We start from the raw sequence: 21,108 nt of genomic DNA on the forward strand, positions 1-21,108 counted from the left end.
AACGGGAGGATTTAGCCGGATGCTGTACGATTGGGAGTCTTTAGATGGGGTGTGCTTCTGCAGGTGTTTGAAGGTGTGCCAATTGCTGTATGTTATGTAGGTAATGTTCCTGCTTAAGAAATAGAAATATTATCTTCTTACGATGCTAATCTAAATGTCTGTAAGATTTGACGTTGGCCAGTCTGGCAGGTATAAACCGCCTTCACTTGCATCAAGGCCTTTTCCCATGAGTTTCAGCCCGCTTATCCGACAGCTGATCGACGCATTGCGCATCTTGCCTGGTGTCGGCCAGAAAACCGCCCAGCGCATGGCCTTGCAGCTACTTGAGCGTGATCGCAGTGGGGGGACTCGTTTGGCCCAGGCCTTGAACCAGGCCATGGAGGGCGTCGGGCACTGCCGCCAATGCCGGACCCTGACCGAGCAGGAACTGTGCCCGCAATGCTCCGACCTGCGGCGTGACGACACACTGTTGTGCGTGGTGGAAGGTCCGATGGACGTCTATGCCGTTGAGCAAACCGGTTATCGCGGCCGCTACTTCGTGCTCAAGGGGCATCTGTCGCCGCTGGATGGCCTGGGCCCGGAAGCCATTGGCATTCCGCAACTGATGGCGCGAATCGAAGAGCAGGGCAGCTTTACCGAAGTGATCCTGGCTACCAACCCGACGGTGGAAGGTGAAGCGACCGCCCATTACATCGCCCAGTTGCTGGCCGACAAGGGCCTGGTCGCTTCACGTATCGCCCACGGCGTGCCCTTGGGCGGTGAGCTGGAGCTGGTCGATGGCGGGACCCTGGCGCATTCGTTCGCCGGGCGCAAACCTATCTCGCTGTAATCCAGGCTCTTTATTCGCGGGGCAAGCCCGCTCCCACAGAACCTCAGCCTGTGGGGGCGGGCTTGCCCCGCGATGCTATCAATACTCGCTCAGCGAGAACTCGGTCAGGCAAAAGGTCGGCACACCCGCCTCATTCAGGCGCTGCGAGCCGCCCAGCTCCGGCAGATCGATGATCGCCGCTGCCTCGAACACCTGCGCACCCATGCGCCGCACCAGCTTGGTGGCGGCCAGCAAGGTGCCGCCGGTGGCGATCAGGTCATCGAAAATCAGCACAGAGTCGCCTTCGCAGAGGCTGTCGGCGTGCACTTCGAGGAAGGCTTCGCCGTATTCGGTCTGGTAGCCTTCGGCGAGTACATCGGCCGGCAGCTTGCCTTGCTTGCGAAACAGGATCAGCGGTTTGTTCAACTGGTGGGCGATGATCGAGCCGATCAGAAAGCCGCGCGCATCCATGGCCCCGATATGGCTGAATTCGGTTTCGACGTAGCGTTCGATAAAGGCATCGGCGACATGGCGCAAGCCCCGCGGCGACTGGAACAGCGGGGTGATGTCGCGAAAGATCACGCCAGGCTTGGGGAAGTCCGGTACCGGGCGGATGAGGGCTTTAAGGTCGAAAGTGGCGCTGGGCATGAGGCGGGTATCCTGAAAAACGAATGCCCGCCAGTATACCTGTTATCCGAGGGGTCAGCTTTCCAGCGAACCACCGGCCAGGGCGCACAGCTGGATCGGGTCAAGGATATGGATTTCCTTGCCTTCGGCCTGGATCAGGCCGTTCTGCTGGAAGCGCGTGAACACCCGCGAGACAGTTTCCACTGCCAGGCCCAGGTAGTTGCCGATCTCGTTGCGCGACATGCTCAGGCGGAACTGGTTGGCCGAGTAGCCACGGGCACGGAAGCGCGCCGAGAGGTTGACCAGGAAGGTGGCGATGCGCTCATCGGCGGTCTTTTTCGACAGTAGCAGCATCATCTGCTGATCGTCGCGGATTTCGCGGCTCATCACCCGCATCAACTGGCGGCGCAGCTGTGGCAGTTGCACCGACAGCTCATCCAGGCGTTCAAAGGGGATTTCGCAGACCGACGTGGTTTCCTGGGCCTGGGCCGACACCGGGTAGGCCTCGGTGTCCATGCCCGACAGGCCGACCAGTTCGCTGGGCAGGTGGAAGCCGGTGATCTGTTCTTCGCCACTGTCGCTCAGGCTGAAGGTTTTCAGGGCGCCGGAGCGCACGGCATAGACCGAGCCGAAATTGTCGCCCTGGCGGAACAGAAACTCGCCTTTTTTCAGCGGACGCCCGCGTTTGACGATTTCATCCAGTGCATCCATGTCTTCCAAGTTCAGCGACAAGGGCAGGCACAGAGGCGCCAGGCTGCAATCCTTGCAATGGGCCTGGTTGTGGGGGCGCAGTTTGACTGGCTCGGACATTTCTTCAATCCTTGTGGGAATGCACACATAAGCCGTAAGGGTAACCCAGGGCAGGGTGTTTCGGCCAGCTTGGACGATTGTGTCGTCGGCAGGCGCAAGGATGCCATCTATAGACGGTGAGGCTTACAGCCTGTGCGCTGTAGAGCCTCTGAGCGCTGCTTGGCCCCGGTTTTATTGGGCGAAGCCAGAGAAAACTGCGACAAAAAACCTCAGTATCAGATCACGCGGGAAAAGCGCTGACGGTTGTGCAGGTCCAGGTAGGCGTCGAACACCATGCACACCGAACGCACCAGCAGCCGCCCGGCCGGCAGTACTTTGATGCCCGCGTTACTCAGCTCGATCAGCCCGTCCTTGTGCATGGCCTGCAGGGCGGGCCACTGGTCCTTGAAGTAGCCGCGAAAATCGATGGTGAAGGCCCGTTCGATGGTCTCGAAATCCAGTTCGAAATGGCAGATCAACTGCTGGATCACCGCCCGGCGCAAGCGATCATCCTCGGTGCAGATCAGCCCGCGGCTGGTGGCCAGCTGGGCCGTGGACAAGGTGTCCTGGTAGGTGGTGAGGTCGCTGCTGTTCTGGCAGTAGAGGTCGCCGATCTGGCTGATTGCCGAGACCCCGAGGCCGATCAGGTCGCAATGGCCATGAGTGGTGTAGCCCTGGAAATTGCGCTGCAGGGTCGACTCTTCCTGGGCAATCGCCAATTCGTCGTCCGGCAGGGCGAAGTGGTCCATGCCGATGTACACGTAGCCGGCGGCCGTCAGTTGCTCGATGGTGTTGTGGAGCATTTCCAGTTTTGCCGCCGGGGCCGGCAAGTCGGCGCTGTCGATACGCCGCTGGGGCATGAAGCGCTCCGGCAGGTGGGCGTAGTTGAACACCGAGAGGCGGTCCGGTTGCAGCTTGATGACTTCTTCGACGGTGCGGGCGAAGCCTTCCGGTGTTTGCTTGGGCAGGCCGTAGATCAGATCGAGGTTGATCGAGCGAAACTGCAGGGTGCGCGCGGCTTCGATGATCGCCCGGGTCTGCTCCAGGCTCTGCAGGCGGTTGATCGCCCGTTGCACCAGCGGGTCGAGGTCCTGCACGCCGAGGCTGACGCGGTTGAAGCCCAGTTCACGGAGCAGGCCCATGGTCGACCAGTCGGCCTCGCGCGGGTCGATCTCGATGCCGTAGTCGCCGGAGTCGTCGTCCAGCAGGTTGAAATGCTGGCGCAGGTGGGCCATCAGCTGGCGCAGTTCGACGTGGCTGAGAAAGGTCGGGGTGCCGCCGCCAAAGTGCAGTTGCTCGACGGTCTGCTTGGGGTCCAGGTGACAGGCGATCAGCTGGATTTCCTGCTCCAGGCGCTGCAGGTAGGGCGCGGCGCGGCCACGGTCCTTGGTGATGACCTTGTTGCAGGCGCAGTAGTAGCAGATGTTGGCGCAGAACGGCACATGCACATAGATCGACAGTGGGCGTACGGCGCGACGGCTGTCACGCAGGGCGTGCAGCAGGTCGAAGGAGCCGACTTCGCTGTGCAGTTGCACCGCGGTCGGGTAGGAGGTGTAGCGTGGGCCGGCCAGGTCGTAGCGGCGAATCAGGTCGGAGTCCCAACGAAGAACGTCGAGCATGCGGGCAGTCCCCAGAAAGAGCAGCAGTGTCCGGAGTCTAGGGAGCGCGGGGCAAACCCGTGTTGATTTGTATCAACGCCGCTTCAGTGGCCCATCAGCCAGTGTTGGTGCGGGCCCGGCAGGGTCCACAGGCCGAAGAGCATCACCAGCACACCGCCGGCAATGCGCACGCCACGCTGGCGCAGCAGGGCGCTGGTGCGTTCGGCGGCGAGGCCGGTGGCGAGCAGCACCGGCCAGGTGCCAAGGCCGAAGGCCAGCATCAGCAGTGCGCTGTCGGCGGCATTGCCCTGGCTCGCCGCCCAGAGCAGGGTGCTGTACACCAGCCCGCACGGCAGCCAGCCCCACAGGGCGCCAAGCAGCAGCGCGCGCGGCAGGCTGGAAACCGGCAGCAGGCGGTTGGCCACGGGTTGGATATGCCGCCACAGGCCTCGACCCAGGCCTTCGATGCGGGTCAGGCCGCTCCACCAGCCGGCCAGGTACAGGCCCATGCTGATCAGCAGCAGCGCTGCCAATACGCGCATGGCGGTCGCCACCGGGCTGTTGGCCACCGCCCAGCCGGCCAGGCCGAGCAACAGGCCGGCCAGGGCGTAACTGAGGATGCGCCCCAGGTTGTAGGCCAGCAGCAGGCGAAAGCGGCGGCTGCGTTGTTCCTTGGGGATGGCCAGGGTCAGCGCGCCCATCAGGCCGCCGCACATGCCCAGGCAGTGGCCGCCACCGAGCAGGCCGAGGATCAAGGCGGAGCTGAGCAGGGGTAGAAGTTCAGTCACGAGGCGGCGTACCGTCGTCGGGTTTCTTGCCGTCGGCCTCGTCCATGGCAGCCTGGTGCTGCGGGTCCTGGTCGTCGAACAGGATGCTGTGGGCCGGGCCGTCGAGGTCATCGTACTGGCCGCTGTCCACTGCCCAGAAGAAGATGTAGATGGCGATGGCGACGATCAGCAGGGCGGCCGGGATCATGATGTAAAGCGCGGGCATGGAGGCTCCTGGTCAGGCCGTCGCGGGATGCGTGGCAGTGGCTGGCGCATGGCTGGCCGGCAAGCCGCTGGCGCGGGTCAGGCGCAGGGCATTGAGGACCACGATCAGCGAACTGACCGACATGCCGACCGCCGCCCAGATTGGCGTGATCCAGCCCAGCGCGGCAAACGGCAGCATGACGCCATTATACGCCGTGGCCCACAGCAGGTTCTCGATAATGATCCGCCGGGTGCGGCGGGCCAGGCTGAAGGCCTGGACCAGGGCGTCCAGGCGGTTGGACAACAGCACCGCGTCGGCACTGGTCTTGGCGAGATCGGTGGCCGAGCCCATGGCGATGCTGATATCGGCAGCCGCGAGTATCGGCACATCATTGACCCCGTCGCCCAGCATCAGCACCTTGCGCCCTTGCTGTTGCAGGGCCTTGAGTTTTTCCAGTTTGTCGTCCGGGCGCAGGCCACCGATGGCCTGGTCGATCTGCAGTTCGGCAGCCACGCTCTGGACCATCGGCGAGCTGTCGCCGGACAACAGCAGGGTTTGCCAGCCACGGGCACGGCAGGCAGCCAACAGGTCGGCAGCGTCGCTGCGCAGGCGGTCGTCGAGGACGAACCAGGCCAGCGGGCCTCGCTGGTCACCGAGCAGCAACCATTGCCCGGCTTCGTCCGGCATTGCCGGTGCGGTGGTGCCACTGAGGGCGCAGGCGAAGCCCGCTTCGCCGATGCGTAGGCGCTGCCCGCCGACTTGGCCTTCCAGGCCCAGGCCGGGCACTGCCTGGACCTCTTCAGCGGCCTGGCTGGCGCGGCCAAACGCGCGGGCGATGGGGTGCTCGGAGCGGTTCTCGAGTGCCGCGGCGAGCATCAGGCAGCGGTCGGCATCGGTATCGCTCAAGGGGCGAATCGCCCGCAGGGTCAGGCGGCCTTCGGTGAGGGTGCCGGTCTTGTCGAAGATCACCGTGTCGATCTGGTTCAGGCCTTCCAGTACATGGCCGCGGGTCAGCAGCAGGCCGAGCTTGTGCAGGGTGCCGGTGGCGGCGGTCAGCGCGGTTGGGGTGGCCAGCGACAGGGCGCAGGGGCAGGTGGCAACCAGCATGGCCAGGACGATCCAGAACGCCCGCGCCGGGTCGATCTGCCACCAGAGCAGGCCGATGGCGGCGGAGGCGATCAGGGTGAACAGCAAGAACCATTGCGAGGCACGGTCGGCGATTTCCGCCAGGCGCGGCTTTTCCGACTGTGCCCGTTCCAGCAGGCGCACGATGGCCGAGAGGCGGGTGTCCTGGCCCAGGGCCTGGACCTCGACGGTCAGCGCGCTTTCGACGTTCAGGGTGCCAGCGGTGACTGCGTCGCCGGCACTGCGTGGTTGCGGCAGGTATTCGCCGGTCAGCAGCGATTCGTCGATGCTCGACTGGCCGCTGACAATACGCCCGTCGGCGGGGATCACATGACCGGGCTGGATCAGCACGCAGTCCTTCAGGCGCAGCTCGCTGAGCAGGATCCGCTCGCTCTGCCCGGCCGCGCCCAGGCGCAGGCACGAGGCCGGCAGCAGGTTGACCAGTTGCGCGGTGGCGGCGGCAGTGCGTTCGCGGGCGCGGCGTTCAAGATAGCGCCCGGCCAGCAGGAACAGGGCAAACATGCCCACCGCGTCGAAGTACAACTCGCCGCTGCCGGTGATCGCGGTCCAGATCCCGGCGCCGTAGGCCAGGCCGATGGCCAGTGACACCGAAACGTCCATGGTCAGGTGGCGGGTGCGCAGGTCGCGGGCGGCGCCGCGAAAGAACGGCGCGCAGCTGTAGAACACGATCGGCGTGGTGAGGAACATCGCCACCCAGCGCAGGATGGTGTGCAGCTCAGGGCTCAGGTCGATGTTGAATTCCGGCCAGGTGGCCATGGTTGCCATCATTGCCTGGAACCATAACAGCCCGGCGACGCCCAACTGGCGCAGGGCTGTGCGGTTTTCGCTGGCCAACTGTTCGGCGGCGCGATCGGCCTGGTAGGGGTGAGCGGCGTAGCCGATATGGCGCAGCTCGGCGAGCAGTTTCGAGAGCGGCAACTGGCTGTCGGCCCAGCTCACCTGCAGGCGGTGATTGGACAGGTTCAGCCGCGCCTCGGCCACGGCGGGAAGGTTGCGCAGGTGTTTCTCGATCAGCCAGCCGCAGGCGGCACAACTGATGCCTTCGATCAGCAGAGTGGTTTCGGCCAGCTCGCCGCTGTGACGGACAAAGGGTTTTTGCACGTCGGCGCGGTCGTACAGAGCCAGTTCGTCGACCAGTTGCTGAGGCAGGGCGTCAGGGTTGGCGCTGGCTTCACTGCGGTGCTGGTAATAGCTTTCCAGGTTGCCGGCGACGATGGCTTCGGCCACCGCCTGGCAGCCCGGGCAGCAGAACGCCCGTGGCTGGCCAAGCACCACGGCGGTGAAGTGGCTGCCGGCAGGCACGGGCAGGGCGCAGTGGTAGCAGGGCGTGGGGCTGGTCATGGTAGTCGTCGCAGATTTTTAGGGTGGCCGCATCGCTGGCAAGCCAGCTCCCACAGGGATAGTGCAACCTGTGGGAGCTGGCTTGCCAGCGATAGGGGCGACTCATTTTTCCAGGTGTTCAGCCCCTTGCAGCGCCTCGTCACCGAGAACCAGGGTCTTGTCGTGGGCGACTTCTTCTTCCTCGAACAGACGCCAGACATGCTCATTCTGGCTACCCAGCAGCTCGACGAAGCGCCGGCCTTCGACCTTGTCGCTGAGCTGGCCGAGGTAGCGACCGGCTTCGCTGTCGCTGCGGGTCAGGACGATCTTGCGGTCTTTCTCCGGCTGGGTCGGCGAGATCAGGTTCAGTTCCAGGGTCTGCGGCTGGCTGTTGCCGGTCAGGCGCAGGTCGACTTCGCCGGTCAGCTCGTCCAGGTGCACGCTGGCCTTGAGGTTGAGGGTCTGGGCCAGCAGTTCACGGTCCAGCGAGCGGTTGATGCCTTTGCCGGCCTCGTAGTAGTTGTCGTTGACCAGGTTGTCCGGGTTGTTCACCGCAATGGTCACCATGGTCAGGCTGAGGGTCACCGAGGTGGCCAGCACCCCGATGATGATCCACGGCCAGAGGTGCTTGTACCAGGGGCTAGCGGCAGTTGCAGAAGGCATGGGCTCAGTCTCTTATCGAATTTGCGGGCCGATGAAGCGGCTCTTGGCTTCAACCTGGGTAGCGCTGTCGTCAGCGTCCTTGAGGGTGAAGATGACTTCGTTGGTGGTCGACGGCAGTTGTTCCGGGGCCATCGACAGTTGTACCGGCAGGCTGACGATGTCGCCGGCGGCGACGCGGATTTCCCGTGCGCCTTCAAGCTTGAGGTCAGGCAGGCCACCGGCCTCGAGCACGTAGACGTGATCGCGCTGGTCCTTGTTCATGACCTTCAGGCTGTAGACGTTCTCGATCCGCCCCTGGGCGTTCTCACGGTACAGCACGCGGTCCTTGCTGACGTCGAATCCGACCAGCGAACGCATGACGAAGGCGCTGGCCAGCAGGCCGATCATCGCCAGCAGGACTACGGCATAGCCGATCAGGCGCGGACGCACCATGTGGGTTTTCTGCCCCGACAGGTTGTGCTCGGTGGTGTAGCTGATCAAGCCTTTGGGGTAGTTCATCTTGTCCATGATGGTGTCGCAGGCATCGATGCAGGCGGCGCAGCCGATGCACTCGATCTGCAGGCCGTCACGGATGTCGATGCCGGTCGGGCACACCTGTACGCACATGGTGCAGTCGATGCAGTCACCCAGGCCCTTGGCCTTGTAGTCGAGGTCTTTCTTGCGCGGGCCGCGGGTTTCGCCGCGGCGCGGATCGTAGGAAACGATCAGGGTGTCCTTGTCGAACATCACGCTCTGGAAGCGCGCATACGGGCACATGTACACGCACACCTGCTCGCGCAGCCAGCCGGCATTGCCGTAGGTGGCCAGGGTGAAGAAACCGACCCAGAAGTAGGCCCAGCCGTCGGCCTGGCCGGTGAAGAACTCAATCACCAGCTCACGGATCGGCGAGAAGTAGCCGACGAAGGTCATGCCGGTGACAAAGCCGATGCTCAGCCACAGGCTGTGCTTGGCCAGCTTGCGCAGGAACTTGTTGCCGCTCATCGGGGCCTTGTCGAGCTTCATGCGCTGGTTGCGGTCACCTTCAGTGACTTTCTCGCACCACATGAAGATCCAGGTCCACACGCTTTGCGGGCAGGTGTAGCCGCACCAGACGCGGCCAGCGTAGACGGTGATGAAGAACAGGCCAAAGGCGGCGACGATCAACAGCCCCGAGAGCAGGATGAAATCCTGGGGCCAGATGGTGGTGCCGAAAATGTAGAACTTGCGCTCCGGCAGGTTCCACCAGACGGCCTGGTGACCGCCCCAGTTCAGCCATACCGTGCCGAAGTACAGCAGGAACAGGACGGCGCCGCCGACCATGCGCAGGTTGCGGAACACGCCGGTGAAGGCGCGGGTGTAGATCTTTTCTCGGGAGGCGTAGAGATCGACGCTGCTGTTGTCTTTACTGGCAGGCGGGGTGACGTCATGTACCGGAATCTGCTTGCTCATCATTGAGTCCCACGGCAGTGGTGAAGTGCCGCGGCCAGTACATGCCGGCCGCAGTCGGAAGCTTGCTGCTCTAGGGCGCATGATACGCCTGTGTTGCCGGTAGGGGGGAGGGGTGCGACCTTTGGCCGCGTTGGGGAATCGCAGGTAATAGTGTATTGGCCCGTGTCAATTGACGCAGATCATGGCTAGGGGCGGGGGTCTATAAAAAAGCCCCGGCAGTTTTACTGCCGGGGCTTTTGCCAGCTGGGCGAATTACTTCGCTTCAGCGGTTTTCTCAGGCTGGTGCGACAGACTGTAGACATAGGCCGCCAGCAAGTGGACCTTGTCGTTGCCCTGGATCGCTTCCTGGGCAGGCATCTGGCCCTGGCGACCGTAACGGATGGTCTGCTGCAGTTGGGCGAAGCTCGACCCGTAGATGAACGCGGTCGGGTGGGTCAGGTCAGGCGCACCCATGGCCGGGGTGCCCTTGCCTTCAGGGCCGTGGCAGGCCACGCAGTTGGTGGCAAACAGCTTCTGGCCGTTGGCCGGATCGGCCTTGGCGTCCTTGGGCAGGGTGCGGCCATCGAGGTTGGTCAGCACGTAAGCGGCCACGTCGGCAACGCCTTGCTCGCCGATCACTTCGGCCCAGGCCGGCATCACGCCGTGACGACCGCCCATGATGGTGGCCTTGATGGTTTCAGGCTCGCCACCCCAACGCCAGTCGTTGTCGGTGAGGTTGGGGAAGCCGTAGGAGCCCTTGGCGTCGGAGCCGTGGCACACCGAGCAGTTGGAGGCGAACAGACGGCCGCCCATCTTCAGCGCTTGCGGGTCTTTGGCCACTTCTTCAATGGGCATCGAGGCGAATTTGGCGAAGATCGGCCCGAACTTGGCGTCCGAGCGGGCCATTTCCTTCTCCCACTCGTGCACGCCGGTCCAGCCGGCCTGGCCGTTGGCGAACTCGGTTTTCTTGTCGTTGTCCAGGTACTGGTAGCCCGGCAGCAGGCCTTTCCAGTTACCCAGGCCCGGGTACAGCACCAGGTAGCCCAGGGCAAAAACGATGGTACCGACGAACAGCATGAACCACCATTTGGGCAGCGGGTTGTCGTACTCCTCGATGCCGTCGTAGGCGTGCCCCACGGTTTCTTCGGTGGTTTCGCTGCGCTGGCCCTTGCGGGTGGACAGCAGCAGCCAGGTCAGGGCGAAGATGGTGCCCAGACTCAAAACGGTGACGTACAGACTCCAGAAGGTAGTCATTCGTTGTTACTCCTAGACGCTTTCGCTTGCGCTTGCTCGACGTGCTTGCTGGCTTCGGGATCATCCGCGAAGGGCAGCATGGTCGCTTCGTCGAACTCGGACTTGCGCCGAGAACTGAACACCCACAACGCCAGGCCGATAAAGGCCACCATCACTACGACGGTGCCCAAGCCACGAATCATCCCGATATCCATCAATGTCACCGTTTGCTTTTGATGATGGTGCCCAGGCCTTGCAGGTAGGCAACCAGGGCGTCCATTTCAGTCTTGCCCTTGACCGCGTCGCGGGCACCGGCGATGTCTTCATCGGTGTACGGCGTGCCGAGGGTGCGCAGGACTTCCATCTTCTTCACCGTGTCCTTGTCGTCGAGCTTGTTCTCTACCAGCCACGGGTAGGCCGGCATCTTCGACTCGGGCACGACGTTGCGCGGGTTGTACAGGTGAGCACGGTGCCAGTCGTCGGAGTAACGACCGCCGACGCGGGCCAGGTCCGGGCCGGTACGCTTGGAACCCCACAGGAACGGGTGATCCCAGACGCTTTCGCCCGCGACCGAATAGTGGCCGTAGCGTTCGGTTTCGGCGCGGAACGGCCGGATCATCTGCGAGTGGCACTGCACGCAGCCTTCGCGGATGTAGATGTCGCGGCCTTCGAGTTCCAGCGCGGTACGCGGCTTCATGCCCTCGACCGGCTTGTTGGTGACGTCCTGGAAGAACAGCGGGACGATCTGGGTCAGGCCGCCGATGCTCACGGCGATGACCATGAAGAAGGCCAGCAGGCCGATATTCTTCTCGACTACTTCATGCTTCATCAGTGAGCTCCAACTACAGCGATCTGAGCGGCGGCTTCAGCTTCGGCCGGCTTCGAGGCGCGTACGGTACGGAAGACGTTGTACGCCATCAGCAGCATGCCGGAGGCGAAGAACGCACCGCCCAGGGCGCGGACGATAAAGCCCGGATGGCTGGCTTGCAGGGCTTCGACGAAGGAGTAGGTGAGGGTGCCGTCGTCGTTGATTGCACGCCACATCAGGCCCTGGGTGATGCCGTTGACCCACATCGAGGAGATGTACAGCACGGTACCGATGGTCGCCAGCCAGAAGTGTGCGTTGATCAGGCCGGTGCTGTGCATCTGCTCGCGGCCGTAGACCTTCGGAATCATGTGGTACAGGGCACCGATCGAGATCATCGCGACCCAGCCGAGGGCGCCGGCGTGTACGTGGCCAACGGTCCAGTCGGTGTAGTGCGACAGCGAGTTGACGGTCTTGATCGCCATCATCGGCCCTTCGAAGGTCGACATGCCGTAGAACGCCAGCGATACCACCAGGAAGCGCAGGATCGGGTCGGTGCGCAGCTTATGCCAGGCGCCCGAGAGGGTCATCATGCCGTTGATCATGCCGCCCCAGCTTGGCGCCAGAAGGATGATCGACATGGCCATGCCCAGCGACTGCGCCCAGTCCGGCAGGGCGGTGTAGTGCAGGTGGTGGGGACCTGCCCAGATGTACAGGGTGATCAGTGCCCAGAAGTGCACGATCGACAGGCGATAGGAGTAGATCGGGCGCTCGGCCTGTTTCGGCACGAAGTAGTACATCATGCCCAGGAAGCCGGTGGTCAGGAAGAAGCCCACGGCGTTGTGGCCATACCACCACTGGATCATCGCATCGGTGGCACCCGAATAAGCCGAGTAGGACTTGAACAGGCTGACCGGCAAGGAGGCGTGGTTGACGATGTGCAGCATCGCGGTGACCACGATGAAGGCGCCGTAGAACCAGTTGCCCACATAGATGTGTTTGGTCTTGCGCTTGACGATGGTGCCGAAGAACACCACACCGTAGGTGACCCAGACAATGGCCAGCAAAATGGCGATCGGCCATTCCAGCTCTGCGTATTCCTTGGTCGTGGTGTAGCCCAGCGGCAAGGTCACGAGCGCGCCGACGATCACCGCTTGCCAACCCCAGAAGGTGAAGGCTGCGAGGCTGTCGGAAATCAGTCGCGTCTGGCAGGTTCGCTGCACGACATAGTAGGAAGTGGCAAACAGTGCACAACCACCGAAGGCGAAGATCACCAGGTTGGTGTGCAGCGGGCGAAGGCGTCCGAAGCTCGTCCACGGCAGGTCCAGGTTAAGCTGGGGCCAGACCAGTTGCGAGGCGATGAAGACACCAAGCCCCATGCCAAGGATCCCCCAGACCACCGTCATGATGGCGAACTGGCGGACGACCTTATAGTTATAAGCAGTCGGACTGATTGCTGTGCTCATTCTAAGGTTCCACGGTTTGGGTGTTTTTATAGGGTAAAAATCGGCGCAAGTATGTATAAACCGTGTGGTTATTGCAACGCGATGGCGCCCGCGCCGATCCTTGCCAACGCCTGCTCCACAGCGGTTTCGAGCCTTTTCGGCGGGCAAATTGTACACAATTAATTAGTTGATATGTGTACCAAAATTTGATTTTTCGTCTAAGGCAAAGGCTTCTGCCGAACGCTTGCTCAGTGCCGTTGATCACTCGCACATCGGCGCTTGAGTCGGCCCCATCAGCCTTTGCGCAGAACCGCTGACGAAAAATGCCCCAAAAAGGTGCAAGCGCGCCGGCTGTTTCAGTCGCTGTGGCAACAAGCTTAGTTGTGATCGAGGGGGGTGCAAGGCGTGGGCAGGGCGGGGTGCGACACTTGGTCGCAAGGGGCGAAGGGAACCGCCGCATCGGGTGCCGATGCGGCGGTTTGAGTCAAGGCTCAGTTACTCAATCGTTTTACTTGGCAGACAGGGTTTCGCCTTGGGCAGGTTCCTCCTGGGACAGGCTGTAGACATAGGCGGCCAGCAGGTGGACCTTGTCGTTACCCTGGATCGCTTCCTGGGCAGGCATCTGGCCCTGGCGGCCGTAACGGATGGTCTGCTGCAGTTGGGCGAAGCTCGAACCGTAGATGAACGCGGTCGGGTGGGTCAGGTCCGGTGCGCCCATGGCCGGGGTGCCCTTGCCTTGCGGGCCGTGGCAGGCCACGCAGTTGGTCGCGAACAGCTTCTCGCCGTTGGCAGGGTCGGCCTTGGCTTCCTTCGGCAGAGTGCGGCCATCGAGGTTGGTCAGGACGAACGCGGCCACGTCGGCAACGCCTTGCTCTCCAATCACTTCGGCCCAGGCTGGCATCACCCCGTGACGACCACCCATGATCGAGGCCTTGATGGTTTCCGGATCGCCGCCCCAGCGCCAGTCCTTGTCGGTGAGGTTAGGGAAGCCGTAGGCACCCTTGGCGTCCGAGCCGTGGCAGACCGCGCAGTTGGAGGCGAACAGACGGCCGCCCATTTTCAGCGCCTGGGGATCCTTGGCCACTTCCTCCACCGGCATGGCGGCGAACTTGGCGAAGATCGGTCCGAACTTGGCGTCGGCCTTGTTCATTTCCTTTTGCCATTCGTTGGTCTGGGTCCAGCCGTCCTCATAACCGGGCAGGATGCCTTTCCAGTTGCCCAGGCCCGGATAGAGGATCAGGTAGCCGACCGAAAACACCAGGGTGCCGACGAACAGCCAGAACCACCACTTGGGCAGCGGGTTGTCGTACTCCTCGATGCCGTCGAAGCTGTGGCCCATGGTCTGGTCGGTGGTGCCTTTGGTTTCGCCCTTGCGGGTACCCAGCAGCAGCCAGGTCAGGCCGATCAGGCTACCGATGGTCAGTACGCAGATGTACGTACTCCAGAAGGTGGTCATTGCCCGTTACTCCTCGGTTCGGGTTCGTTGGCGGCAGGTGCCAGGCGCTCGTCGGCGAATGGCAGCAGGCTGGCTTCGGCGAATTCACGGTCACGCCGGCCGTTGAACACCCACAGCGACAGGCAGATGAAGGCGATGGCCACCAGCAGGGTGCCCAGGCCTCGTAGCTGGCCGATATCCAGTGTGAAGTCCATGGCGCTTACCTCTTGTTCTTGATCGCGGTGCCGAGCACCTGCAGGTAGGCGACCAGCGCGTCCATTTCGGTCTTGCCCTTGAGCGACTCCACCGCGCCGCTGATGTCGGCGTCGGTGTACGGCACGCCGAGGGTGCGCATGGTGCGCAGCTTGGTCTCGGTGTGGCTGCTGTCGACCGGGTTGGCGACCAGCCATGGGTAGGCCGGCATCTTCGACTCGGGCACGACGTTGCGCGGGTTGTACAGGTGCGCACGGTGCCAGTCATCGGAGTAGCGGCCGCCAACGCGGGCCAGGTCCGGGCCGGTACGCTTGGAACCCCAGAGGAACGGGTGGTCCCAGACGCTTTCACCGGCTACCGAGTAGTGGCCATAACGCTCGGTCTCGGCACGGAACGGCCGGATCATCTGCGAGTGGCACTGCACGCAGCCTTCACGGATGTAGACGTCGCGGCCTTCCAGTTGCAGCGCGGTGTAGGGCTTCATGCCCTCGACCGGCTTGTTGGTGACGTCCTGGAAGAACAGCGGGACGATCTGGGTCAGGCCGCCGATGCTGACGGCAAACACCATCAACAGCACCAGCAGGAAGACGTTCTTCTCGATTACTTCGTGTTTCATCAGGGTCTCCTCAGGCCAGCTGCGCGGCGGCAGGGGCGGTCGCGGCCACCGGGGCACGCACGGTGCGCCAGGTGTTGTACGCCATCAGCAGCATGCCGGTGAGGAAGATCGCCCCGCCGACGAAGCGCACGATGAAGCCAGGGTGGCTGGCCACCAGGGTTTCGACGAAGGAGTAGGTCAGCGTGCCGTCTTCGTTGACTGCGCGCCACATCAGGCCCTGGGCGATGCCGTTGACCCACATCGAGGCGATGTAGAGCACGGTGCCGATGGTCGCCAGCCAGAAGTGCGCGTTGATCAGGCCGAGGCTGTACATCTGCTCGCGGCCGAAGACTTTCGGGATCATGTGATACAGGGCGCCGATCGAGATCATCGCGACCCAACCGAGGGCGCCGGCGTGGACGTGGCCGATGGTCCAGTCGGTGTAGTGCGACAGGGCGTTGACGGTCTTGATCGCCATCATCGGGCCTTCGAAGGTCGACATGCCGTAGAACGCCAGGGACACCACGAGGAAACGCAGGATCGGGTCGCTGCGCAGCTTATGCCAGGCGCCCGAGAGGGTCATCATGCCGTTGATCATGCCGCCCCAGCTTGGCGCCAGGAGGATCAGCGACATGATCATGCCCAGCGATTGCGCCCAGTCGGGCAGGGCGGTGTAGTGCAGGTGGTGGGGACCTGCCCAGATGTACAGGGTGATCAGCGCCCAGAAGTGCACGATCGACAGGCGATAGGAATACACCGGACGCTCGGCCTGTTTCGGCACGAAGTAGTACATCATGCCGAGGAAGCCGGCGGTCAGGAAGAAGCCTACGGCGTTGTGGCCGTACCACCACTGGACCATGGCGTCGGTGGCGCCACCGTACAGCGAGTAGGACTTGGTCAGGCTGACCGGGATTTCCAGGTTGTTGACGATGTGCAGGATCGCCACGGTGATGATGAACGCACCGAAGAACCAGTTACCGACATAAATGTGCTTGGTGGTGCGCTTCATCAGCGTGCCGAAGAACACTACGGCGTAGGCCACCCAGACAATGGTGATCAGGATGTCGATCGGCCATTCCAGTTCGGCGTATTCCTTGGAGCTGGTATAACCCAGCGGCAGGCTGATGGCAGCCAGCAGGATCACCAGTTGCCAGGCCCAGAAAGTGAAAGCTGCCAGGCGTGGCGAGAACAGGGTGGTCTGGCAGGTGCGCTGGACCGAATAATAGGAAGCGGCGAACAGTGCGCAACCACCGAAGGCGAAGATCACCGCGTTGGTGTGCAGCGGTCGCAGGCGGCCGAAGCTGGTCCAGGGGAGGTCGAAGTTGAGCGAAGGCCAGACGAGTTGCGCGGCGAGAAAAACGCCGAGCCCCATCCCGACGATTCCCCACACCACCGTCATAATGGCGAATTGGCGGACCACCTTGTAGTTGTAGGCGGTACTGCTGGTTGTGTTCATGTATGGGTTCCCATCCACGGTTATAGGCAGACTAAACAGCGAGGCAAGCATGAGTAATGGGCAACTGGCCGGTATTGACGGGGATCAATGGGCGCGGCTGGTCGAAAGCCGCGGCTGGCTGTGGAATGCCCCGCAAAATCAGGGGGATGGCCAGCATTCGGGGTGCCTGATCCTGGCCCATGGCGCCGGTGCGCCGATGGATAGCGGGTTCATGCAGGAAATGGCGCAAAGGCTGGCGGAGCAAGGGCTGGGGGTGCTGCGCTTCGAGTTTCCCTACATGGCCCAGCGACGCATGGATGGTGGCAAAAGGCCGCCAAATCCGCAGGCAAAGTTGCTGGACTGCTGGCGTGAGGTGTACGCGCAGGTGCGACCATTGGTCACTGGGCCATTGGCCATTGGCGGCAAGTCCATGGGCGGACGCATGGCCAGCATCCTGGCTGACGAGTTGGAGGCTGATGCGCTGGTGTGCCTGGGCTATCCGTTTTATGCAGCGGGGAAACCGGAAAAGCCGCGGGTGGCGCACCTGGCTGAACTGAAGACACCGACGTTGATCATTCAGGGTGAACGCGATGCCCTGGGCAATCGGCAGACGGTGGAGGGGTACGAGCTGTCGTCAGCGATCGAACTGTGCTGGCTGCAGGCGGGGGATCATGACCTGAAGCCGCTGAAGGCTTCGGGGTTCAGCCATGCCGATCATCTGGCGACGGCGGCGGACAGGATTGTCGCGTTTCTGAAGTGAGGGGGCTGCTGCGCAGCCCATCGCTGGCAAGCCAGCTCCCACAAGTTGTTCACCGCAATCCTTGTGGGAGCTGGCTTGCCAGCGATGGGGTCGGCGCCTGATTCAGGCTTAGCCGCGATACTCGCACAGGTAAGCAGTATCAACCGCCACCTTCAGCTGGAACTTGCTGTTGGCCGGCACATTGAACTGGCTGCCGGCGCTGAAGGTTTCCCAGTTGTCGCTGTCGGGCAGTTTGACGGTCAGGGCACCCGACACCACATGCATGATTTCACGCTGGGCAGTGCCGAACTCGTATTCGCCCGGGGCCATCACGCCAACCGTGGCCGGACCTTCAGCGGTGCCGAAAGCGATCGACTTGACCGTGCCATCAAAGTACTCGTTGACTTTAAACATGGGCGACTCCTGAAAAAGGGGCTAAAAAGGCAGGCCAGTATGCCCAAGGCCCGGAGCGCCGTCATCCGCTTTCAGGTGCCATTGGCCGGCAGGGTCAGGGGCAGCAGGCGAGCGGTGTTGCGTGCGTCTTCCAGGGCCCGGTGCTGCTGGCCACTGAACTGCAGGCCAGCCAGCTGCAGCGCGCCATTGAGGCCTAGCGGCCGCTGCAGTTGGCGGGCTTTGGCGAAGCGTTGCTTGAGGTTGATGTGCGGCAGGGTCTCGAGCAGGCTGCCGAGCTGATACTGCTGCCATTCCTGCAGCAGTTGCTTACGGTCGTAGTCGCCCCAGCTGACCCAGCCCTGCAGGTGCTTGGCATGATGACCGAGCCAGCGCTCGAACTGCGCCCAGACTTCGGCGAAGGTTGCCGCCGTGTCGACATTGGCCTGGCTGATGTGGGTCAGCTCGCGGCAGAACGGGGTCAGTTGCGGTCGCCGCCGCGGGCGCACGAAACGCTGGAAATGCCCAACTTCCCTGCCCTGGCGGTCGACCAGGGTCGCGCCGATTTCAATGATTTCCATCTCCGAGACCGGCCAGCCGCCATCGTCTGTGGTTGCTTCAAGGTCGATCACCAGCCAATGGCCCATAGTAGGCTCCCATGCAAGACTGGTTAGAGCGTAGCCAAGCTCGCGCGCGGCGGGTATCCCCTGGCGTTTTGCCTGCTGTGCTTGGCACAACCGACAGTTGTGCAACGCCTTGAAAACGCCTAGCTTAGGCAGATTCCGGTTCAAACCCGCAAAGAGTGTGTTGCTTTGAGTTCAACGCCCATGCCACAGACGGTGTCCTTGCTGTTAATGCTTGCCGCAATGTGGCTGCTTCCGTCGGTCCGGGCGGCCGAAGAAATCGAGGTCAAGGTTGGGGCGGCGCATTTCCCTCCCTATACCGTGCGCCCTGAGCAGGGTGCCGATACCGGCCTGTTGCCGCAACTGGTCGAGGCGCTCAACAACAACCAGCAGCGTTACCGCTTTATCCTGGTACCCACGTCCATCCCGCGGCGCTTCGGCGACTTTCAGCAGGGCCGCACCGACATGGCGATCTTCGAGAATCCCGAATGGGGCTGGCAACAGATCCCCCATGTGAGTGTCGACATGGGCCTGGAAGATGCCGAGGTCTTCGTCACCCATCGCCAGCCTGGACGTGACCAGAACTACTTCACCGATCTCAAGGGCAAGCGCCTGGCGCTGTACAGTGGTTACCACTACGCCTTTGCCGATTTCAATCCCGACCCCAGGTACCTGGCCGATACCTACAACGCGACCCTGACCTATTCCCATGACAGCAATTTGCTGATGGTCCAGCGCGGCCGCGCGGATATCGCCCTGGTCACCCGTTCATACTTCAGTGACTTTCTGGTCCGTAACCCGCAAAGCGCCGAGCAGTTGCTGGCGTCCGACCGCGTCGATCAGGTCTACCATCACTACGCACTGTTGCGCCCCGACGCGCCCATCAGTGGTGCGGAGTTTGCCAGGCTGTTGCAGTCCCTGCGTGACAAGGGCGCGTTGCTGAAAATATTCCAGCCTTACCGTATCAGCGTCAGCACCCCCAAGGCCGACTAAATTTGCCTGGGCTGGCGACGTTCACAAGGGTGAGCCGATCATTCCCTTGTGAGCCCAGATCATGCCATTCGATTCTGCTTCGCCGACTTTGTCCTTGCCTCGCTGGCGCAGCCTCAGCGCTGATGAAGGTGATTGCCACCTGAGCCTGGTGCTCGAAGGCAGCCCGTTGGTGCGTGTGCGCCTGCAACGCGGCGAAACCTTGCAGGTCCAGCTTGAAGAGCATGCCCGCGACCGTGTGCAACAGGCCCTGTGGGCTGTTTGCTACTGGTTGTTCGCCCGTGATCCCGGCTGCCAGCGCCTGACCTGGCAGCTGCATCAGCCGCCGCAGGAAGCCTTGAACAGCGGTTTGCTGATCGCCACGCAGGTGAAGGGCCAGTACTTGTGTGAGCGCAGCCTGTTCTGGCAGCTGCCCCAGCCCTGGCTTGGCCAGCCCTTGGCGGGCGTCTATCCGCAACAGATGCAGATCAGCGACGGCAAGCGACACCCTCGGCGTGCGCCAAAGCCGCGTGGCGAAGTGTATCGGCGCTTCGATGCGCGCTTGGGTGCCTGGGTCTCGCTGCGCACCCTGGAAATCGACCAGGACCTGGAGCGTTTCAATCGCTGGCAGAACAACCCGCGGGTGCTGAACTTCTGGCAGGAGGGCGGGAGCCTGGAGCAACACCGCGAGTACCTGAACAAGCTTGAGGCCGATCCCCACAGCCTGACCCTGATCGGCTGTTTCGATGACCAGCCCTTCGCCTACTTCGAAGCCTACTGGGCCAAGGAAGACCGTATCGCGCCGTTCTATGCGGTGGATGACTACGACCGTGGCATTCACATGCTGGTGGGCGAAGAGCTGCACCGTGGGCCGCACAAGGTCGCCAGCTGGTTGTCAGCGCTGGTGCATTACCTGTTCCTGGATGACCCGCGCACCCAGCGCGTCGTGGCTGAACCGCGGGCGGACAACGGCAAGATGATCGGCTACATGCACGATCAGTGTTTTCATTGCGAGAAGGAGTTCGACTTTCCGCACAAGCGTGCGGCATTGATGATTCTGGGCAGGGAACGGTTTTTCGAAGGTTGCGAGTTGCTCTGACCCCAAGCGGCAAGCGGTATCACCACCCTCTTGCCGCTTGAAACTTGTAGCTTGCCGCTCTCAAGCCCTCTGGCTTGAGACCTTGCGACAATGCACCAGGGCATCGCGAATCATGAAGTTGACCAGGGTCGGCGAGACGCCCAGTTCCTTGGCGATGTCCTTTTGCGGTACGCCATGCAGGCGGTACATCTCGAAGGCATAGCGGGTGCGTTGGGGCAGATCGTTCAGGGCCTCGGCGATGTGTTCCAGGGTGGTGAAGTTGGTATGCGTAGCTTCTGGCGAGGCGCCCTGGATGACCACATTCAGGCCCTCCTCTTCGCTGCCGGAATACTTGAGCTCCATCGCCTGCTTGCGGTAGTGGTCAATGGCCAGGTTGCGCACGATCTGGAACAGGTAGCTGAGCTGGGCCTTGAACGAGGAAGTGATCTGCGGCGCCGAGCTGAGTCGGAAGAAAGCATCCTGAACGACATCTTCGGCCCGCGAGTGGCAGCCGGTGATGCGTGCGGCAATCTTCACGAGGATGCTACGGTTGTCGACAAACGCCTGGAGTAACGGTGAATCGCACTTACTTGTGGATAGTTGTTCCGCCATGGAAATCACCTTATCTCTAAGAGGGAAGTGGAGCACTCCAGATCCGGAGGCTTCCTACGACGTGCGACAAACTATTCGTAATGATAATTATTGTCAAATGCGAAAGTTAATAAGTCTCTATGCTTTTTGGTTCTAAGCTTGCGCTTTGTGACCGGCTTCAAATTCCACCTTTTTTCTCCCTGCCTGGCGCTGGCCACGGGCCTTAA

Annotated in this window: 23 protein-coding genes; 4 read left to right on the forward strand and 19 right to left on the reverse strand. The window is 62.4% G+C overall.

Annotation, left to right across the window (positions count from 1 at the left end; all coding sequences use genetic code 11):
* Positions 1-226 precede the first annotated feature (226 nt).
* On the forward strand, positions 227-829 hold the full coding sequence (gene recR, locus LOY45_RS08230) for a recombination mediator RecR (protein WP_115087984.1): 603 nt from the start codon (positions 227-229) through the stop codon (positions 827-829).
* 78 nt (positions 830-907) lie between these two features.
* Here the strand turns inward: recR and LOY45_RS08235 are convergent, their stop codons facing one another.
* From LOY45_RS08235 to ccoN (LOY45_RS08310), 16 genes are all read right to left on the reverse strand, one after another.
* Entirely contained in the window at positions 908-1,456 is a 549-nt protein-coding gene (locus LOY45_RS08235) for an adenine phosphoribosyltransferase (protein WP_115087983.1), read from the reverse strand.
* A 54-nt stretch (positions 1,457-1,510) separates the two neighbouring features.
* Complete coding sequence (fnrA, locus tag LOY45_RS08240; protein ID WP_010226003.1) at positions 1,511-2,245, reverse strand: Crp/Fnr family transcriptional regulator FnrA; 735 nt, start codon at positions 2,243-2,245, stop codon at positions 1,511-1,513.
* Between the two features lie 215 nt (positions 2,246-2,460).
* The gene (gene hemN, locus LOY45_RS08245) at positions 2,461-3,843 is read right to left on the reverse strand and encodes an oxygen-independent coproporphyrinogen III oxidase (RefSeq protein ID WP_115087982.1); all 1,383 of its coding nucleotides are present in this window, start codon (positions 3,841-3,843) and stop codon (positions 2,461-2,463) included.
* 83 nt (positions 3,844-3,926) lie between these two features.
* On the reverse strand, positions 3,927-4,610 hold the full coding sequence (locus LOY45_RS08250) for a sulfite exporter TauE/SafE family protein (RefSeq protein ID WP_010226000.1): 684 nt from the start codon (positions 4,608-4,610) through the stop codon (positions 3,927-3,929).
* Positions 4,603-4,815: a cbb3-type cytochrome oxidase assembly protein CcoS gene (gene ccoS / locus LOY45_RS08255; protein ID WP_010225999.1), complete on the reverse strand. Its 213-nt coding sequence runs from the start codon at positions 4,813-4,815 to the stop codon at positions 4,603-4,605. Before ccoS ends, LOY45_RS08250 begins: the two co-directional genes overlap by 8 nt.
* A gap of 12 nt (positions 4,816-4,827) precedes the next feature.
* On the reverse strand, positions 4,828-7,281 hold the full coding sequence (locus tag LOY45_RS08260; RefSeq protein WP_134063509.1) for a heavy metal translocating P-type ATPase: 2,454 nt from the start codon (positions 7,279-7,281) through the stop codon (positions 4,828-4,830).
* Positions 7,282-7,383: 102 nt separating this feature from the next.
* On the reverse strand, positions 7,384-7,923 hold the full coding sequence (locus LOY45_RS08265; RefSeq protein ID WP_258578955.1) for a FixH family protein: 540 nt from the start codon (positions 7,921-7,923) through the stop codon (positions 7,384-7,386).
* A 12-nt stretch (positions 7,924-7,935) separates the two neighbouring features.
* Positions 7,936-9,351 (reverse strand): cytochrome c oxidase accessory protein CcoG, encoded by a 1,416-nt coding sequence (gene ccoG / locus LOY45_RS08270; RefSeq protein ID WP_115087978.1) that lies wholly within the window; start codon positions 9,349-9,351, stop codon positions 7,936-7,938.
* Between the two features lie 252 nt (positions 9,352-9,603).
* Complete coding sequence (gene ccoP, locus LOY45_RS08275; RefSeq protein ID WP_115087977.1) at positions 9,604-10,584, reverse strand: cytochrome-c oxidase, cbb3-type subunit III; 981 nt, start codon at positions 10,582-10,584, stop codon at positions 9,604-9,606.
* Positions 10,581-10,778, reverse strand: a complete 198-nt coding sequence (locus LOY45_RS08280; protein WP_010225992.1) for a CcoQ/FixQ family Cbb3-type cytochrome c oxidase assembly chaperone — start codon at positions 10,776-10,778, stop codon at positions 10,581-10,583. Before LOY45_RS08280 ends, ccoP (LOY45_RS08275) begins: the two co-directional genes overlap by 4 nt.
* Before the next feature lie 5 nt (positions 10,779-10,783).
* Positions 10,784-11,392, reverse strand: coding sequence for a cytochrome-c oxidase, cbb3-type subunit II (gene ccoO, locus LOY45_RS08285; RefSeq protein ID WP_115087976.1), 609 nt, complete (start codon positions 11,390-11,392; stop codon positions 10,784-10,786).
* Entirely contained in the window at positions 11,392-12,834 is a 1,443-nt protein-coding gene (gene ccoN, locus LOY45_RS08290) for a cytochrome-c oxidase, cbb3-type subunit I (protein WP_115087975.1), read from the reverse strand. The genes ccoO (LOY45_RS08285) and ccoN (LOY45_RS08290) overlap by 1 nt, the downstream gene beginning before the upstream one ends.
* 487 nt (positions 12,835-13,321) lie before the next feature.
* Entirely contained in the window at positions 13,322-14,269 is a 948-nt protein-coding gene (ccoP, locus tag LOY45_RS08295; protein WP_115087974.1) for a cytochrome-c oxidase, cbb3-type subunit III, read from the reverse strand.
* Positions 14,266-14,463, reverse strand: coding sequence for a cbb3-type cytochrome oxidase subunit 3 (locus tag LOY45_RS08300; RefSeq protein WP_258578956.1), 198 nt, complete (start codon positions 14,461-14,463; stop codon positions 14,266-14,268). Before LOY45_RS08300 ends, ccoP (LOY45_RS08295) begins: the two co-directional genes overlap by 4 nt.
* A 5-nt stretch (positions 14,464-14,468) precedes the next feature.
* A complete protein-coding gene (gene ccoO / locus LOY45_RS08305; protein ID WP_115087972.1) occupies positions 14,469-15,077 on the reverse strand; it encodes a cytochrome-c oxidase, cbb3-type subunit II in 609 nt (202 codons plus the stop codon).
* A 10-nt stretch (positions 15,078-15,087) separates the two neighbouring features.
* Positions 15,088-16,512 carry a cytochrome-c oxidase, cbb3-type subunit I gene (gene ccoN, locus LOY45_RS08310; protein ID WP_038996264.1) on the reverse strand — a complete coding sequence of 475 codons (1,425 nt, stop codon included), beginning with the start codon at positions 16,510-16,512 and terminating at the stop codon, positions 15,088-15,090.
* A 49-nt stretch (positions 16,513-16,561) separates the two neighbouring features.
* Between ccoN (LOY45_RS08310) and LOY45_RS08315 the strand changes: the two genes are divergently transcribed.
* The gene (locus tag LOY45_RS08315) at positions 16,562-17,251 is read left to right on the forward strand and encodes an alpha/beta family hydrolase (protein WP_115087971.1); all 690 of its coding nucleotides are present in this window, start codon (positions 16,562-16,564) and stop codon (positions 17,249-17,251) included.
* 108 nt (positions 17,252-17,359) lie between these two features.
* Here LOY45_RS08315 and ppnP read toward each other — a convergent pair whose 3' ends face one another.
* Both ppnP and LOY45_RS08325 read right to left on the reverse strand, forming a co-directional pair.
* On the reverse strand, positions 17,360-17,644 hold the full coding sequence (gene ppnP / locus LOY45_RS08320; RefSeq protein ID WP_010225980.1) for a pyrimidine/purine nucleoside phosphorylase: 285 nt from the start codon (positions 17,642-17,644) through the stop codon (positions 17,360-17,362).
* Between the two features lie 71 nt (positions 17,645-17,715).
* Positions 17,716-18,267 carry a 3'-5' exonuclease gene (locus LOY45_RS08325; protein ID WP_115087970.1) on the reverse strand — a complete coding sequence of 184 codons (552 nt, stop codon included), beginning with the start codon at positions 18,265-18,267 and terminating at the stop codon, positions 17,716-17,718.
* A 207-nt stretch (positions 18,268-18,474) separates the two neighbouring features.
* Here LOY45_RS08325 and LOY45_RS08330 point away from each other — a divergent pair, with 207 nt between their 5' ends.
* Together LOY45_RS08330 and LOY45_RS08335 are read left to right on the forward strand one after the other, a co-directional pair.
* On the forward strand, positions 18,475-19,236 hold the full coding sequence (locus LOY45_RS08330) for a substrate-binding periplasmic protein (protein WP_134063505.1): 762 nt from the start codon (positions 18,475-18,477) through the stop codon (positions 19,234-19,236).
* Positions 19,237-19,297: 61 nt separating this feature from the next.
* On the forward strand, positions 19,298-20,311 hold the full coding sequence (locus LOY45_RS08335; protein ID WP_258578957.1) for a GNAT family N-acetyltransferase: 1,014 nt from the start codon (positions 19,298-19,300) through the stop codon (positions 20,309-20,311).
* 60 nt (positions 20,312-20,371) lie between these two features.
* Here LOY45_RS08335 and LOY45_RS08340 read toward each other — a convergent pair whose 3' ends face one another.
* Complete coding sequence (locus LOY45_RS08340) at positions 20,372-20,902, reverse strand: RNA polymerase factor sigma-70 (RefSeq protein ID WP_115087968.1); 531 nt, start codon at positions 20,900-20,902, stop codon at positions 20,372-20,374.
* Positions 20,903-21,108 lie beyond the last annotated feature (206 nt).

Source organism: Pseudomonas wadenswilerensis (assembly GCF_024749185.1).
Taxonomy (GTDB): domain Bacteria; phylum Pseudomonadota; class Gammaproteobacteria; order Pseudomonadales; family Pseudomonadaceae; genus Aquipseudomonas; species Aquipseudomonas wadenswilerensis.